Origin of the sequence: Streptomyces sp. NPDC058464, assembly GCF_042721035.1 — a bacterium.
Lineage (GTDB): Bacteria > Actinomycetota > Actinomycetes > Streptomycetales > Streptomycetaceae > Streptomyces.
The window spans coordinates 50,235-66,748 of record NZ_JBHXMA010000009.1 but is presented as its reverse complement, the minus strand read 5'-3'; the positions used below and the strand labels follow the sequence as shown (position 1 = coordinate 66,748).

Annotated in this window: 9 protein-coding genes; 6 read left to right on the top strand and 3 right to left on the bottom strand. The window is 72.4% G+C overall.

The window, feature by feature from the left end; translation table 11 throughout:
• The first annotated feature begins 250 nt into the window (after positions 1 to 250).
• Genes ACFWPQ_RS14585 through ACFWPQ_RS14575 form a run of 3 tightly spaced genes read left to right on the top strand, consistent with a single transcriptional unit; the run spans position 251 to position 9,134 of the window.
• A complete protein-coding gene (locus ACFWPQ_RS14585) occupies positions 251 to 4,033 on the top strand; it encodes a hypothetical protein (protein ID WP_384033373.1) in 3,783 nt (1,260 codons plus the stop codon).
• The gene (locus ACFWPQ_RS14580; RefSeq protein ID WP_384033370.1) at positions 4,030 to 8,271 is read left to right on the top strand and encodes a hypothetical protein; all 4,242 of its coding nucleotides are present in this window, start codon (positions 4,030 to 4,032) and stop codon (positions 8,269 to 8,271) included. Before ACFWPQ_RS14585 ends, ACFWPQ_RS14580 begins: the two co-directional genes overlap by 4 nt.
• Positions 8,272 to 8,285: 14 nt before the next feature.
• On the top strand, positions 8,286 to 9,134 hold the full coding sequence (locus ACFWPQ_RS14575) for a hypothetical protein (protein ID WP_384033368.1): 849 nt from the start codon (positions 8,286 to 8,288) through the stop codon (positions 9,132 to 9,134).
• Between the two features lie 30 nt (positions 9,135 to 9,164).
• On the opposite strand, the gene ACFWPQ_RS14570 is transcribed toward ACFWPQ_RS14575, so the two are convergent.
• From ACFWPQ_RS14570 to ACFWPQ_RS14560, 3 genes are all read right to left on the bottom strand, one after another.
• Entirely contained in the window at positions 9,165 to 10,532 is a 1,368-nt protein-coding gene (locus ACFWPQ_RS14570; protein WP_384033365.1) for an MFS transporter, read from the bottom strand.
• A 105-nt stretch (positions 10,533 to 10,637) separates the two neighbouring features.
• The gene (locus ACFWPQ_RS14565) at positions 10,638 to 12,113 is read right to left on the bottom strand and encodes an NAD-dependent succinate-semialdehyde dehydrogenase (protein ID WP_384033362.1); all 1,476 of its coding nucleotides are present in this window, start codon (positions 12,111 to 12,113) and stop codon (positions 10,638 to 10,640) included.
• Between the two features lie 157 nt (positions 12,114 to 12,270).
• On the bottom strand, positions 12,271 to 13,059 hold the full coding sequence (locus ACFWPQ_RS14560) for an IclR family transcriptional regulator (protein WP_361294149.1): 789 nt from the start codon (positions 13,057 to 13,059) through the stop codon (positions 12,271 to 12,273).
• Positions 13,060 to 13,288: 229 nt separating this feature from the next.
• Here ACFWPQ_RS14560 and fae point away from each other — a divergent pair, with 229 nt between their 5' ends.
• From fae to ACFWPQ_RS14545, 3 genes are read left to right on the top strand one after another with little or no spacing between them, the layout of a single operon-like run.
• Positions 13,289 to 13,852 carry a formaldehyde-activating enzyme gene (fae, locus tag ACFWPQ_RS14555; protein WP_384033358.1) on the top strand — a complete coding sequence of 188 codons (564 nt, stop codon included), beginning with the start codon at positions 13,289 to 13,291 and terminating at the stop codon, positions 13,850 to 13,852.
• Positions 13,849 to 14,961 (top strand): mandelate racemase/muconate lactonizing enzyme family protein, encoded by a 1,113-nt coding sequence (locus tag ACFWPQ_RS14550; protein ID WP_384033355.1) that lies wholly within the window; start codon positions 13,849 to 13,851, stop codon positions 14,959 to 14,961. Before fae ends, ACFWPQ_RS14550 begins: the two co-directional genes overlap by 4 nt.
• The gene (locus ACFWPQ_RS14545; RefSeq protein WP_384033352.1) at positions 14,958 to 16,478 is read left to right on the top strand and encodes an aldehyde dehydrogenase; all 1,521 of its coding nucleotides are present in this window, start codon (positions 14,958 to 14,960) and stop codon (positions 16,476 to 16,478) included. Before ACFWPQ_RS14550 ends, ACFWPQ_RS14545 begins: the two co-directional genes overlap by 4 nt.
• Positions 16,479 to 16,514 lie beyond the last annotated feature (36 nt).

Here is a 16,514-nt window from a genome sequence, read left to right as displayed (position 1 = left end):
GAGGACGGGCATGGGTGACGGGCTCACGCTACGTCCGGGCGGGGGGTGCGGCGCCGTACCGGACACCGCAAGCTTTGCATTCGGGCCGCGTCACCGAAGCTGTCAAGACCCACGGACCTCATTCACTCATCCGGATGCACATCACCACACGATCACCCTTACGGGTGAATTTACACATTGATCTACATGTCGGACCGAGGCTACGGTCATCGCCCGGGGCGGACTCCCTTCACCTGGGCAGGAGCGGCTGGTGACCTCAACGAATCCCACTCCAGCACCCATCAGGCTGTTACGTACGGACGATCTGCTGGATCTGAGATTCAGCTTCCCGGGGCTGCGCCTGGACGCCTCCCCGTTCGGCAGGCGAACACTCCAGCGAGCCGATCCGGCGGTCGAGGGCCGGCTGGTGGTCGACTTCGGACCGCAGCACCTCACCGAGCAGGCGTTCTTCGAGGCCGCCCCCGGACTGCCGGCCGAGGGCGAACCGGGTACGGGTGAACCCCACCCGGCCCCGCCCGTGCTCGCGCGGATCGCCGGGCGCAGCACGCTGGTCTTCGTGGTCGGCGCACAGGACCGGATCGACTACTCCGCCACCGGCCTGCTGACCGCGATGCGCACCCTGCCGTTGCGCGTGGTCGACGCCGCGGTGGCACCGGCCGCGCCCACCGCCGCCACCGCCCGGCTCGCCGAGGCGCTCGCGAGCCGGCCCGCCGAGCACGTCCTGCGGGCGGTCCGCGCGCTGGCCGAACTCACCGCACGGTACGGCGAGGAGACCGCGCTGGCCGCACTGACCGGCCCCCTCGGCACTCCCCACCCCGCCCCAGTGCCGTCGGCCCACGCCGGCCCGCCGCAGTCGGCGCACTCCGGCCCGCCACAGCCACCGCCGGGCCCGCAGAACCCCTTCGCCGACCCCGCCGACCCACGCACCGGCATCGAACTGCCGTACCGGCTGCTGCTGTCCCCCACCCAGGACGCGCGCTGGACGCACACCACCGCGCTCGGCCCGGCGCAGCCGCAGGAGCGCATCGCCCTCTGGTACACCCGGCTGCGGCAGGAGACCGCGAGGGCCGTGTGGACCCGGGACCCCGACTTCGTACCGGGCCGGATCAGCCTGCCCCCGCCCGGCCAGTACGAGTTCCGGATGCCGCTGGACTCCCGCGACCGCCACCAACTGGTCCACCTCACCTCGGACTTCGCGCTCACCGGCGACCGCCCGCCCGAGCCGGTGGACGTCCGGGGCCTGACCCTGTCCGCCCTCGGCGGCGGCCTGGACTCGCTCGGCCGCTGGCCGAAACCGCCGGCCGGGCTGGACGTCACCCAGTGGCGGCACCGCGCGGCACTCGGCCGGGACCACTACGTACGGGTCATGTACGCCGGGCGGCTGTGCCCCTTCGGACACCGGGCCGAGCTGGTCAAGGTCACCGAGCGCAAGTTCGACCCCGGCCGTCCGGACCACGGCGCCTATCTCTGCCAGCGGATGTTCGTCGTCGTACGGGAGCCGGTCGTCACCTACGACCGCGAGGTGCTCGGCCCCGGTGCCGAGCCCCGGGACCGGCTGCATCTGCTGTTCCCCTTCACCAGCGTGCAGTTGCTCACCCAGGTGACCCCGGATCTCGCCGAACCCGTCAACCTCGACGGCATCCTGCCGGGCGACCACGCCTTCTTCCCGGTCGCGAGCGGCAACGACCCGGCGCGCCCCGAGGACGCCTTCCGGTTCGCCGTCAGCGCCGTCGACCGGGACGGCAGGCTCGTCGAGTTCCAGGTCCCGCTGCTGTTCCTGGGGAAGACGGCACACGAGTCCCCCGACGCCGTGACCGCCGTCGCCGACCACTACAACCGCCAGGACACCGGCCCCACCTCGGGCCCACCGGACGAGACCACGACCGTCGGCCGCGTGACCGCGGCCCTGCGCGGCCAGTCGGTGGCGATGGCACCGAGCACCACGCCGGGCGACACCGCGCTCGAACTCGCCGAGGCCGTCTGGGGCATGGAGACCACCGACGAACTGCTGGCCGGGGACAGCGAGGAGGCCCCCCGTTTCGTCCCCCGGCTGCGCTGGGCGCGCGCGGTGCTGCCGCAGGTGCGGTCGCTGAGCGGATTCCGGTCCGCGCTGCCCCTGCGCTACCCGGCCCCGTACGCGAAGCACGCGTTCGAGGACGGCAACCGCGGCGAGCTGTTCGCGGAACTCGTCCTCTACACCGCACCCCTGTCCTTCCACCGCGCCGCCGACCGGTCCGGGGCCCTGGTGACGCCGAGTTTCGACGTGGCCGGCGTCTCCCGGCTGACCGGACCGGTCGCCGCGCCGCAACTGCCCCGCGCGGCGGGCACCGACGCGTCGGACGCGGACGCGGCGGGCGCCGACGCGTCGGACGTTCTGGAGCACGACTGGTCCGCGATCGCGGCGGGCCGCTTCGAACCGACGGCGTTCTTCGGCCAACTGCTCGGCGCCAACGCCCGGTTGTTCGGGGTCATCCCTTTGGTGGACCTGCTGGAGGCGACCGGCCTGGACAACCTCCAAGCACCCAACTTCTTCTCCGAGACGGTCGACGCCGTCACCGGGTTCCTGGGCGACCTGCGCCGGGTGCGCGGGCTCACCTCGGCGCTGGAGCGGCAGTTCCCGGAGATCGCCGATCGGGTGATCAGGACGACCGACGCGGCGGCGATCTTCGCCGACACGCTGGTGGAGTTCGTCGTCGGCGCGCTCAAGGGCGACGACCAGGCACCGGGACTGGAGGACGTCGAGAACGCGTTCCACGTCTTCTCGTCGGCGCTGACCGACCTCCGCACCGTGCTGCCCGCTGCCACGGACCCCGGTGTCCGGGCCGTCCTGGAACGGGTCCAGCAGCAGGTGGCGACCTGGGACGACACGGTCGGCGGTGCCCTGGCCCTCAAGGACGCGGTCCAGCTCGCCGCCAGGGGCGCCAAGCTCGCCGAGGTGGTGAACGCGAGGATGGAATGGGCCCCGGACCTCAAGGACTGGCCGGACGCCCCGAACACCCTCTTCCGGCTGTCCGACGGGCAGGCCGCAGGACACCTCACCCTCGTGGTGGACCGGCGCGGTGCGCTGAGCGAGGGCGTCCCGCAGGGCGCCGACGTGACCTGCACGCTGTCCGACTTCGATCTGCTCCTGGTGCCCGGTGTGCTCCAGGGCCTGGAACTCCACTTCGAGCTGATCCGCTTCACCATGCGGATCGGCAAGAAGCCGGACATCGAGGTGAAGTTCGGGCACGTCCGGTTTGTCAACGAGCTGTCGTTCGTGGAGACCCTGCGGCAGTTGATCCCGCTGGACGGCTTCAGCGACCCGCCGGCCGTCGAGGTGACCTCCTCGGGCATCACGGCGAACTACTCGATGCCGCTGCCGAACCTGGCCGTCGGCGTCTTCAGTCTGGAGAACCTCGCGCTCGGCGCCTCCCTCCAGGTGCCGTTCCTCGGCAGCGCGCTGGAGGTCGGCTTCGCGTTCTGCCGCCGGGAGGCGCCGTTCCGGCTGACCGTGTCCATGCTGGGCGGCGGCGGGTACTTCGGCATCGTGCTCTCCGCCCAGGAGATCACGGTGCTGGAGGCGGCCCTGGAGTTCGGCGCCGCGGTGTCCATGAACTTCGGGGTGGCCAGCGGAAGTCTCTCGGTGATGGCCGGGGTGTACTTCCGGCTGGACACCGCGAAGGGCGTGAAGCTGGTCGGCTATCTGCGGGCCCGCGGCGAGGTCGACGTGCTCGGCCTGGTCTCCGCCTCCATCGAGCTGTATCTGGAGCTCGGCTACAGCGACGGCTACGCGGTCGGCCGGGCCACCCTGTCGATCAGCATCGAGATCGGGTTCTTCTCCGCGTCGGTGGAGATCACCTGCGAGAAGCGGTTCGCGGGCTCGGGCACGGCTCCCGCACCCCTGGCCGGGGGGTTCTTCTCGGCCGCCGATCCCCCGCCGCTCGTCCCGCCCTCGTTCGCCGACCTGATGTCCGTCTACCCCGACCCGGTGAGCGGAGCGGACCGGGATCCCGTGTCCGAGTACTGCACCGCCTTCGCGAAGGTGACCCCGTGACCGCACCACGCGCCCTGCGCTGGACCGTGCTCCCCGACGGCATCGCCGGCCAGGACCCGGCCGGGCACGACGTCCTGCGGGTCTCCGTCCTGGTCACCCCGCTGCTCACCGGGTCCGCGCGGCTCGGTGACTACGAGGGGATGCGCGACTGGCCGACCGCACTGCACGGCCTCGTCGACCACCTGTCCCTCGACTTCTACGGCAGTCCGGGCAGTCCGGGCGGCCCGGTGATCGCCACGGCCGGTTCCGTCGCCCGCGCCGACCGGTTCCCGCCCGCGGACAGCAGGGCCTGGACCGCGCTGTTCCGCGACAGCACCCCGGTACGGCCGCCGGGGCAGCAGACCACCGGGGCCACCGCCGGTCCGGTTGGTTCGGCTGGTCCGGTTGGTTCGGCTGGTTCAGCTGGTTCAGCTGGTTCGACTGGTCCGGTTCAGCAGACCCTCCGCTCCTATCCGGCAGCCGCGGTACACACCGAGGTCACCGGCCTGTACCGGGAGGTCGCGGTCGCCACCACCGCCCAGCGCCTGCGCCTGGAGGCCGCCGCACAGGAGCTGAGCGAGTGCGGCCCGCCGGACCCGGACCTCGACCAGGGCTGGAAGTTCCCGGCGCCCGGCGCGGTCCTGGACCTGATCGGACCGGGCGTGCGGGACTTCGCGCTCGACCCCGGCGAGGCCTACCGCGCGCTCGACACCCTGCTCGGCGCCGGGAGCGCCGAGGCGGCCGCGGGCTCGTCGCCGTACACCCCGCGCGTCATGCGCCGCACCGGCAACCCGGACTACGAGGCGCAGGCCAGGACCTTCGCGTTCGCCGAGGCCCACCGCTTCTTCGACCGCACCCCTGCCTCGGCGGCGCGGACCACCGCCGCGCAGTCCGCACCGGAGCCGCACCAGGTCGACTTCCACGAGGCGTGCGCCCTCCTCGCCGACTACCCCGAGCTGCAGCGCAGGTTCGGGCTGGTCGTCGACCTCGTCTTCACCGCACCACCCGGTCTGGCGGACGAGGGCGCGGTCCAGGTCTCCTTCGCCGGGCACCCCGACCAGGACCGGCTGCACGCCCCCGGACTGCGCCCGGCGACCAGGCTGCGCTACCGGGCGGGGAACCGGTTCGAGCCCCTGTCCGCCGACGAGGGCGTCCTGCGCGGCCGGATGCTCGACCTCGGCTCCGAAGCCTTCCGGGTCACCGACCTCGACGTGGACGGCGCGGCGCTCAAGCACGTCGACTACGCCCGGGCGCTCGACGCGCTGGACCAGGGCCCGCTCGACGACTCGGCAGCGGCCCGCAAACAGCTGGGCACCGGCACCCCGGCGGCGCGCGGCAGCGGGCTCACCGTGCTGTGCGCCGACGGCGACCACCGGCTTGCGGGCCGGATCGGCGCCGACGGCGAGCGCACCGCGGGCACCGCCGACCCCGTCCTGCACGCCGAGGACCTGGTACGCGGCTACCGGGTGGACGTCGGTGTCGCCGACCCGACCGGAGAGGTGCACAGCTGGCACTCCCTGTGCCGGCGCCAGGGCACCTACACCGTCCGCCGCCCCGGTGAGGCGCCCGTGCCGCTCGCCGTCCGGCCCGACGAGGGCCACGTGAAGACCAGCGCGGTGACCAGGCAGTCGCCCGGGGCCGACGAACTCTACGGCCACCAGGCGCTGTTCGGCTGGGAGGGCTGGAGCCTGGTCGCCGCCCGCCCGGGCCGCACCATCGGCCTGAGCGACCGGCCGGAGGCGGTGGCCCCCGAGGTCTCCCCGGACGTACCGCTGGAGACCCGGTTCACCGCCCAGCCCGGCAGCCTGCCCGCACTGCGCTACGGCCGGACCTACCGGCTGCGGGCACGCGCCGTCGACCTGGCCGGCAACAGCCTCGACCACACCGCCGAGACCCCCGCGGAGACGGCCACCCCGGCGGTCACCTACCGGCGCTGGGAGCCGGTGCCGCAGCCGGTGGTCGTACCGTCGAAGCCCTTCAACGAAGGCGAGTCGGCGGAGCGGCTGGTGATCAGGAGCACCGTCGAGGACGACGGCACGGAGGTCTCCGCGCTCGCGTACAGCGTGCGGCGCTCGGACGTCCCGGACCACGGCACCGACACCGGCGTCGACCACCTGGACCGCAGCTACGGCTACCGCGACGAGCGGCACATCGCACCACCCAAGTGCGCGCTGCGGATGGCGGAGGAACACGGCTGCTACGACGCGGCGTTCGGCCCGGACGTCGCCGAGGAGGTGCGCCGACGCTACTTCGCCTCCGCCGCCCGGGAGTCCGGGTCGTTCCTGGACACCGTGGTCAGCGACCCGGACGACCCCGACTCCACCACCGACCTGCTGCGGTTCCGGGAGATCCGGGTGGCCAAGCACAGCGTCCGGGACACCGAGCCGCTCACCGCGTTGCCGCTGGCCCACCGGGGCGCGGGCCTGAAGACCGGCGAGTTCGTGATCCACGACCGCGATCAGCTGCTGCTGCCCTACCTGCCGGACCCGCTCGCCCGGGGTGTCTGTCTGCGCGGTCTGCCGGGCACCACCGGCGACTACCTCTTCCCTTTCACCGGCCCCTGGCCGCAGGCGAGGCCGTTCGTGCTGCGCATCGAGGAGGGCGACGACGAACCACGGGTCGAGGACAACCCGCTGTGGCGCCGGCTGACCGTGTATCTCACGAAGGGCGAGACCGCCCGCGTCTACGTCAGCTGCTACCTCGACCCCGCCGACCTGCCGCTGTTCAACCAGTGGGCGCTGCTGACCCGTTCCGACTACTGGGCGGGACTCCCGCAGCGCGACCGGGACCTGGTCGCGCGGCTCAGCGTGGCGGGCGAGAACTGGCTGCTCACCCCGTGGGTGCGACTGGACCTGGTGCACGCGGTGGAGAAGCCGCTGCGCCCGCCGGAGCTGGACCGGCCGCGCGTGGACCGGGGTCCGGAGCAGACGTCCGCGCTGCTGGCGAGCACCCTGCTGGTGCACGTGGAGAGCACCGCGACGGTGGCCGTGGAGGGCACCTGGAGCGAGTGGGTCGACGACGTCACGCAGGCGGGCCCGCAGCGCTTCACCCACCTCGCCCACCTGGAGGACACCACGATCCCGGCGGACGCCGACTTCGGATTCGCCTCCGTCTCCCACGAGTTCGGCGACACCCGGCACCGGAACCTGACCTACACGCCGACGGCGATGACCCGGTTCCGCGAGTACTTCCACCCGACCATCACCGACGACCCGAAACTCGTCACCCGCACCGGCCCGGGCGTCGCGGTGCCCGTGCCCAGCTCACGGCGCCCGGAGCCGCCCGACGTCAGCCACTTGGTGCCCACGTTCCGCTGGTCCACCGCGGTCGACCGGGACACCCGGACGGTGACCAGGACCCGGCACCTCGCGGGCCTGCGGCTCTACCTGAACCGCCCGTGGTACTCCTCCGGCGACGACGAACTCCTCGCCGTACTCCTGGATCCGGCCGGCACGCTGCCCGACGAGTACGCCACCCGCTGGGGCATCGACCCGGTGTGGGCGGACACCACACCCCTGCCCCCGCCCTCGGCCGCCGCCTTCCCGAACCCGACGGTCACCGCCACCGGCCTGCCGCTCGCCGAGTCCACCGGCGCCACCCCGGTCACGGTGTCCGTCGCCGCTTACACACCGGTGTACGACACCGACCGCCGCCTCTGGTACGTCGACATCGACGTGGACCTGGGCGCGGCCGGGGCCACCGCCTACTTCCCGTTCCTGCGGCCGGCGGTCGCCCGCTACCAGCCCTTCGCCCTGCCCGGTCTCGAGCTGTCGAAGGCGGTGGTCGCCGAGTTCGGCCAGCTGCCGCCGCCCCGGACCGTCACCGCCGGCACGGTCGACAACCGTGCCCGGCTGCGGCTGTCCGGCCCGACCACCTGGAACGACCTCGGCCAGCGGATCGGCACGGGACCGGCCGCGGTGGCCGGGAGCCGGCGGGTCCGGGCCACCCTGCAGAAGCTGACCGCAGGCGACGAACTCGACTGGACACCGGTCGGCGACCCGGTCGAGCTCACCTGCCGGGCCGACGGCACCGGCTTCGCCTGGTCGGTCGACTTCCCCGACCGGCCCACCGAACTGCTCGCCCGCTACCGGTTCCTGGTCGAGGAACACGAGCTCCACCAGAGCGACGCGGACACCGCCACCGAGACCGTGACCGTGGGCGGCACGCCCGTCCCGGTGGCCCGCCGGCTGGTGCACGCCGACTACGTGCCCGCGAGGCGCGGTCTGCTCGGCGGCATCGTCATCGACATCGAACTGTGAGGCGGCCCATGCGGATGCGGACATCCACCGGTTACGCCGTCGCCCTTGCCGCCGTGGGCTGTCTCAGCCTGGTGCCGTCGGCGCTCCACACCCCACGCCCACTGGCCGAACCGGCGCCCTACGGCCGGGCCAACGACGTACAACCGCACTTCGGCGGCGCCGCCCTCTCCGTCTTCCCGACCGTGCAGGAGAGCGACTACCACTGCACCTCGGGATTCGCCGTGCGGTTCAACGCCGACCGCAGGAAGAAGGGCATGGTGACCGCCGGGCACTGCTTCAAGAAGGACACCGACCTCGGTTCCGGCCACGACCGGTCCGGCGGAGCCATCGACTTCGGCACGGTCACGGTCGTGAGATTCGAGGACGGTGTTCCCGACGGACACCACGACATGGAGCTGATCACCGGTGTACGTCTGCAGTCCGGACCGCAGACGTACGCGGCCACGATCTGGGTCGATCCCCAGGTCCCCAGCGCGGTCCGGGTGGTCGGCAAAGGGTCCGTCGCGCAAGGGGACATGGTCTGCTACAGCGGGATGGTCACCAAGGTGAACTGCGGATTCGAGGTCCGGACCCCGGATCACGGCACGTTGTGCAGTACGGAACCGGGGCACACCGACGACTGCACCGTCGGCCTCGCGGCGGCCACCAAGCAGGTCTCGTCCGGCCCCCTGGAGGGTGACTCCGGCTCGCCGGTGTACCGGCTCGACGACAAGGGCAACGCCGTCCTGCTGGGCATGCTCGTCGGCGGAGGTCCCAACGAGGAGGAGCCCCAGCACAAGGACGCGGTGATGTACTTCCACAGGCTCTCGCAGATCGAGTCGGCCGACGGCCTCGGCGTCACCGTACTCACGCAGAAGCCGTAGCCGCGTCACGACGTCGGGAGACGTCAGCCGTCAGCCGCCCGCCGGCCCACGGGCCGTCCGGGCCGCCTTCGCGAGGTCCAGGTCCGTGGTCTCGGGGGCCAGGAACTGGGAGACCAGGCCGCCGAGTGCGAGCACCCCGGCGCCGACGAGCAGGACGAACTCCACCCCGAACCGGTCGAGGCCCATCGGCAGCAGGAAGGTTCCGACGGCCGCGCCGACCCTGCTCATCGCGGTGGCGAAGCCGACGCCGGTGGCCCGCAGGGAGGTGGGGAAGACCTCCAGCGGGTAGACGGCGGTGAGCGCGCTGGAGGCCGCGTTGAGGAAGATGAAGAAGAGGAAGCCGCCCACGATGACGGGCGTCGAGTGCGGCCACACCGCGACCAGGGCCAGACAGGCCGCGGTGATCCAGAACGGCGGGATCAGCAGCCTGCGGCGGCCGATGCGGTCCACGACCAGGCAGCCGGCCGTGACCCCGGCGACCGCGGTGAACGAGTAGACGAGCAGCGCCGCGACCGCGTTGTCGCCCATGTGCAGGGCGTCGAAGACCTGCGTCCAGAATGTGCCGATGGCGAAGTACGGCAGTACCAGGGCCGCCCAGAAGACGCTCGCGAACACCGTGCTGCGCAGGTGGTCCTTGCTGAACAGCGCCCAGAACCCGGTCCGTCCGGTCGTGCTCCGCTCGTCGAGTTCCGCGTCGACGTCGATCTCGATGCCGTACCTCTCGATCAGCGCCTCGGCCTCCTCCCGGCGCCCCCTGCTCAGCAGCCAGCGGGCCGACTCCGGGATGCCGCCGCGCAACGACACGCATACGACGGCGATGACCGCGCTGCTGGCCAGGGACCAGCGCCAGCCGCCGTCGACGTCCGCGAACAGGGCGCCGACGACCGTGGCGAGCGCGTAGCCGACGTACCAGCTGATCTCCAGGCTGGCCAGCAGCCGGCCGCGCCCCTGTCTGGGGGCGTACTCGGAGAGCAGCGGGGCGCCGATGGCGTACTCGCCGCCGATCGCCACGCCCATCAGCAGCCGGATGAGGAAGAGCTGCAGCCCGTCGGTGACGAAGAACTGGAGCACCGAGCCGACCAGGAAGATCAGCATGTCGGCGAGGAACACCGGACGGCGGCCGAAGCGGTCGGCGAGGCGGCCGAAGAGCGGGCCGCCGACGAAGATGCCGATCAGTGGGGACGCCCCGACCAGGCCCTCCATGAGGGTGGAGAGGTGCAGATCGGCGGTGAGGGCGGTCATCGCCATGCCGATGCCGCCGATGATGTAGCCGTCGATGCCCTCGCCTATCTGGGTGGCGAGCTTCAGCTTCGTGTGCAGGCGGCGGCGTTCGCGGGCGCGGTCGGCGGGCACTTCCGGGGTGCCGGGCGGTTGCTGGGTCGCAGGCGTCATTGCCATGAGCGGTCCTTGGGGTGAGCGGGTGCGGGGACGGGCAGAGGTTCAAGACACGGACGGACAGCGGTTCAAAGGGGCAAAGGGGCAAAGAGGCAAAGGGGCAAAGGCTCAGACGGGCCAGTCGAGGGCGATGTACTGCGTCTCCAGGAAGGCCTCGATGCCCTCGCGGCCGCCCTCCCGGCCGAGGCCGGACTGCTTGACGCCGCCGAAGGGCGCGGCGGGGTCGGAGAGCAGGCCGCGGTTGACGCCGACCATGCCGGCCTCCAGGCGTTCGGCGAGGCGCAGGGCGCGGCCGACGTCACGGGAGTAGACGTACGACGCCAGGCCGTGGACGGTGGCGTTGGCGCGGGCCAGCATCTCGTCCTCGTCGGTGAAGGTGGTGAGCGGCGCGACGGGCCCGAAGACCTCCTCGTGCAGGATGCGGGCGTCGTCGGGGACGTCGGCGAGGACGGTCGCGGGGTGGAAGTGGCCGGGTCCGTCGGGCACTTCGCCCTGTGCGGCGATGCGCGCGCCGCGCGCCAGGGCGTCGGCGACCAGGTCGCGGATCTTGTCCACGGCCGGCTGGTTGATCATCGGGCCGAGGGTGACGCCCTCCGCGAGGCCGGATCCGGCGCGTACGGCGACCATCGCGGCACCGAACTTCTCGGTGAACTCCGCGGCGACGTCGGCGTGGACGTAGAACCTGTTGGCGGCGATGCAGACCTCGCCGCCGCCGCGCATCTTGGCGTCCATCGCGCCCCGTACGGCGGCGTCGACGTCGGCGTCGGCGCAGACCACGAAGGGGGCGTTGCCGCCCAGTTCCATGGTCACGTTGACGACGTTGGCGGCGGCCTGCTCCAGCAGGAGTCTGCCGGTGGCGGTGGAGCCGGTGAAGGAGAACTTGCGGACCCGTTCGTCGCCGAGCCAGGCGGAGCCGACCTCGGCGGCGCGGTCGGTGGGCAGGACGTTCAACAGGCCGTCGGGCAGGCCGGCTTCGGTGAGCAGTGCGGCCACCGCAAGGGCGGTGAGCGGGGTCTCCGGGGCGGGCTTGAGCAGCACCGGACAGCCGGCCGCGAGCGCCGGGGCGATCTTGCGGGTGGCCATGGCGGCCGGGAAGTTCCAGGGGGTCACGAACGCGGTGACGCCGACGGGGTGTCTGCGGACGACGTGCCGGTAGCCGCCGGCCGGGGCGTCGCCGAAGGAGGAGTCGATCCGGACCGCCTCCTCGGCGAACCAGCGGAAGAACTCGGCGGCGTACCCGACCTCGGCCGCCGCGTCCCGGTAGGCCTTGCCGTTCTCCAGCACGATGAGCCGGGCGAGGGCGTCGGTGTGCTCGCGCATCAGCTCGAACGTGTCGTGCAGGATCTCCGAACGGCGCCGGGGCGGTGTCGCGCGCCAGCCGGCCGCGGCCGACTCCGCGGCCCCGATCGCCGCGCGGGCGTCCTCCTCGCCCGCCGCGGAGACCTGGCGGATCAGGTCGCCGGTGGCCGGGTCGTACACGGGGTAGGTGCGTCCGTCGGCGGCCTCGGTCCAGCGGCCGCCGAGGAACACATCGCCCTCCGCGAACGGCGCCTTGGCCAGGAGGTCGATGCCGGCGAGGTTCATGAGCTGCTCTTTTCTCCGTTCCGGACGAGGCTCGTCCGATGGGCGGTGAATTTACGAGCGCGTCATGGGGCCGACAAGGCACCCTCTGCGGATCGCAACGGTGGTTGCTGTGAGGGCAACTCGCCGATCATGCGGGGAGGCCGCCCGAGCACCGCCGTCAGGTGAGCCGGGTCCGGGCCGGCGCGGCACGCCGGGGCTCCCAGCCCAGCAGGGCGGACACCCGGGTCGCGGCCCGTGCCGTGGTGCGCCCCGCCTCGTCGAGCCGGTCGCCGAACCGGGACTTCGGGGCGGAGATGTTGATGGCGGCGACGACCCGGCCCCGGAAGTCCCGGATGGGCGCCGACACCCCGACCAGCCCCTCCTCGAACTCCTCGCTGACCCGCGCGTAGCCCTGCCGCCGGGCGTCCTGGACGAGCGCCCACAGGTCCTGCACCGGCATCTCACCGCTGGTGCCGAAGCGGACGTACAGCTCGTCCGGGGTCGCGTCGGAGAGCAGCACGCGTCCCGCCGACAGCCGCCAGGCGGGCACTCCGCGCCCTTCCCAGCCGTGCACGCGGAAGGAGTGCCCCGAGACGGACAGCAGGGTGAGGACGTCGCGGTCGCTGAGCACGCACAGGTGGCTGGTCTCCTCCAGGTCCGCCGACAGCGCGTGCATGACCGGCTCGGCCACCCGCACCAGCCGGCTCTCGGAGGTACGGGCGACCAGGGAGAAGAGCCGCCAGCCGAGGCGGTACTCCAGGGTGTCGGGGTCGCGCTCGACGATGCCCTCGGCGGCCAGTGCCTTCAGGGCCCGGGAGATCTGGGTCTTCTCCCGGCCCACCAGCTGGGCGAGGCGTACCACGCCGAGGCCTCCGGCGTTCTGGGCCTCGTCGGAGGCGAGCGCTTCGAGGAGGTCGATGTCGCGGCGGAGGCCGTGGCCGCGGGAGGCCGCGGAGGAGTCGGTCACGGAGTCATCGTAGGCACGGACAGCGACAGCGGAACCTCCAGGTCAGAGCGGAAGTTGTCAGCAGAGCAACCGGCATTTCGATTCCCGCCGGCGCCTTGCGAGGGGGTGGCCGCCGACCTAGATTCGCCGCATCGGGCCGGATGAACTGCACCGAATACGAGGTTCGCCCTTGTACGGGGTTCGTCCTTCTGCGCCCGGTGAAGCACACTTCCCAGGCCCAGGAGATCCGATGCCCACGCCGGTTTCCCCCACCCGCCCGCCCGGATTCGCGGCGACCGCGCTGATCGGCGAGTCGTTCGTCGGCGACGGCGTCGACGCCGCGCACACGAACATCGTGATCGGACGCAAGGGCGGTCCCGTCGAGACCGCGTGGGCCACGGCGCTGGCCACCCCCAGCGCCGGGCACGTCCCGTTCCTGACGGTCGTCCGGCCGTCGGTGCCGGTGAAGCCGCTGACGCTGTTCGTGACCAAGGCCGCCGCCGCGGGCGAGCTGCACGAGCGGGCGACCTGGGGTTCCGCCCAGGCCGGCCTCGCGCAGGGGGTCGCGGACGCGGTCGAGGAGGGGCTGATCCCGGCGGCGGAGGCGGACGACCTGCTGATCATCGCCGCGGTGTGGGTCAACCCGGCGGTCGGCGACCTGGACGCCTCCTTCCGCAACCAGCGCGCCGCCGCGTACGGCGCGGTCCGGGCCGCCGTGACCGGCACGCCGACGGTGTCCGACGTGCTGGCGGCCGCCAAGGAGGGCCCGGCCAACCCGTTCTACACGCCGACCGCCGAGGTGCTCGCCCGATGAAGATCACCGACATCGTCCTGGACCGGCTGCGACTGGAGCTGGACCCGCCGTTCCGTGCCGCCTGGGACCCGGAGCCGCGCCGCGTCTTCGACGCGACGATCGTGCGCGTCCACACCGACGAGGGCGTCACCGGCATCGGCTCCGGGGACCTGATGGACGGCTTCGAGACGTACAAGCACCTGTTCGTCGGCGAGGACCCGCTCGACATCACCCGGCATGTGCGGGCGATCGAGACCGCCAACTTCCACGGCGCCCACTACTGGCCGCTGGAGGCCGCGCTGTGGGACGTCATCGGCAAGGTGCACGGCCGCCCGGTGTCGGAGCTCTTCGGCAACGCGGCGAAGAAGCTGCCGGCCTACGCCTCCTCCGGCGAGCTCAAGTCCCCGGACGAGCGGGTCGAGACCGCCCTGAAGGTACGCGAGGCCGGTTTCCGCGCCATGAAGATCCGCATCGACCGCAACCGCATCGACGAGGGCATCGCGGCGGTCCGTGCCGTCCGGGAGGAACTCGGTCCGGGCTTCGAGATCATGGTCGACCTCAACCAGTCCTGGCGGATGGCCGGTGACACCGCGAACGCCTCCGATCTCGCCAGGACCCGCAAGACCGTCGCCCGGCTCGCCGAACTCGACGTGTTCTGGGTGGAGGAGCCGCTGCCGTACGCGGACCTGAACGGCTTCCGGCAGCTGCGCGCCGAGAACCCGGGGGTGCGGATCGCCGCCGGGGAGATGCACCACTCCCCCACCGAGCTGCTGCGCTACCTCGAGGCGGACGCCCTCGACATCTACCAGATGGACGTGGTGCTGGCGATCGGCATGCACCGCGCCCGCACTCTGGCCGAGCTGGCCCAGCTGAAGCACCGTCAGTTCACCCCGCACAGCTGGACCAACGGCATCGGCGTGCTCGCCAACCTCCATGTGGCGGCGGGCGTCGGCGGCGGCCCTTTCTTCGAGTTCCCGTACGACCCGCCCGGCTGGACCCCCGAACGCCGTGACTTCATGCTCGCCGAGCCGGTGCGGGTGAACGCCGAGGGCGATCTGGAGGTCCCGGACCTGCCCGGTCTCGGCGTCGAGCTGGACGAGGACGCGATCGATCGCTGGAGGATCAAGTGACATACACCATCGACGAGTTGCTGGCGCGCTCGTACGACGACTGGCTGGCCGCGGCGGACAAACTCGCCTTCGAGACACGCCCGTTCATCGACGGCACTTTCACCGACGCCACCTCCGGCGACTCCTTCACCAGCGTCTCGCCGCGCGACGGCGCGGCGCTGGCGGAGGTGCGGGCGGCCGGGGCCGAGGACGTCGACCGGGCGGTACGGTCCGCGCGGGCCGCCTTCGAGGACGGCCGCTGGCGTGACCTCGCGCCGAAGGAGCGCAAGCGGATCCTGCAGCGGTGGGCCGGACTGATCCTCGCGAACGCCGAGGAACTGGCCCTGCTCGACACCCTGGAGATGGGCAAGCCCATCACCGAGTCGGTGCGCATCGACGTGGCCAAGGCGGCGGAGACCATCGCCTGGTACGCCGAGACGATCGACAAGACGTACGACGAGGTGGCCCCGACCCCCGGCGACGCGCTGGCACTGATCACCCGCGAGCCGCTGGGCGTGGTCGGCGCGGTCGTGCCGTGGAACTACGCGCTGCTGATCGCCAGTTGGAAGCTGGGCCCGGCTCTCGCCACCGGCAACAGCGTGGTCCTCAAGCCCGCCGAGCAGACCTCGCTCGCCGCGCTCCGGCTCGCGGCGCTGGCCACCGAGGCGGGGCTGCCCGACGGCGTGTTCAACGTGGTCCCCGGTCGGGGCGAGGTCGCCGGTCAGGCGCTCGGCCGCCACCCGGACGTCGACAAGATCGCCTTCACCGGCTCGGCCGAGGTCGCCCGCCTCTTCCAGGTGTACGCGGGCGAGTCCAACGGCAAGCAGGTCGCCGTGGAGGCGGGCGGCAAGTCGCCCCAACTGGTCCTGGCCGACGCCGACATCGAGGCCGCCGCGTCCGCCGTGGCGTGGGGGATCTTCTACAACGCGGGCCAGACCTGCAACGCCGGTTCCCGGGTCGTCGTGCACGCCTCCGTCAAGGACCGGCTCCTGGACGCCGTACGGCGGATCACCGCCGAGACGTTCCGCGTCGGCGACCCGCTCGACCCGGCCACCGTCATGGGACCCGTGGTGGACGAGGCCCAACTCGCCGGAATCCTGAGCTACATCGAGCGCGGCAGGGCGGATGGCGCGCGGGTCCTGCTGGGCGGCGGGCGCACGCTCACCGGCACCGGGGGCAGCTTCGTCGAGCCGACCGTGCTCGACGGCGTGGCGAACACGTCCGTCGTCGGCCAGGAGGAGATCTTCGGCCCGGTGCTCGCCGTCGTGTCGTACGACGGCGACGTCGACGAGGGCGTACGGCTCGCGAACGAGAGCGACTTCGGGCTGGTCGCCGCCGTCTGGACCCGGGACGTGACGGTCGCCCACCGCACCGCGAAGCGGCTGCGGGCCGGCACGGTCTGGATCAACACCTTCGACGCGAGTGACGTCATCACCCCGTTCGGCGGCTTCAAGGCCACCGGCGCGGGACGCGACAAGTCCCTGCACGCGCTGGACGCGTACACGGCGCTGAAGACCACCTGGATCAACCTGGCCTGAGCGGCCCCTCCCCGTACTTCACCATCACCTAGCGAG

What these genes read in the sequence shown, in the direction of transcription:
- ACFWPQ_RS14575 (WP_384033368.1), top strand. Translation starts at nt 8,286, where the DNA reads ATGCGGACATCCACCGGTTACGCCGTCGCCCTTGCCGCCGTGGGCTGT.
- ACFWPQ_RS14550 (WP_384033355.1), top strand. Translation starts at nt 13,849, where the DNA reads ATGAAGATCACCGACATCGTCCTGGACCGGCTGCGACTGGAGCTGGAC.
- fae (WP_384033358.1), top strand. Translation starts at nt 13,289, where the DNA reads ATGCCCACGCCGGTTTCCCCCACCCGCCCGCCCGGATTCGCGGCGACC.
- ACFWPQ_RS14565 (WP_384033362.1), bottom strand. Translation starts at nt 12,113, where the DNA reads ATGAACCTCGCCGGCATCGACCTCCTGGCCAAGGCGCCGTTCGCGGAG.
- ACFWPQ_RS14570 (WP_384033365.1), bottom strand. Translation starts at nt 10,532, where the DNA reads ATGGCAATGACGCCTGCGACCCAGCAACCGCCCGGCACCCCGGAAGTG.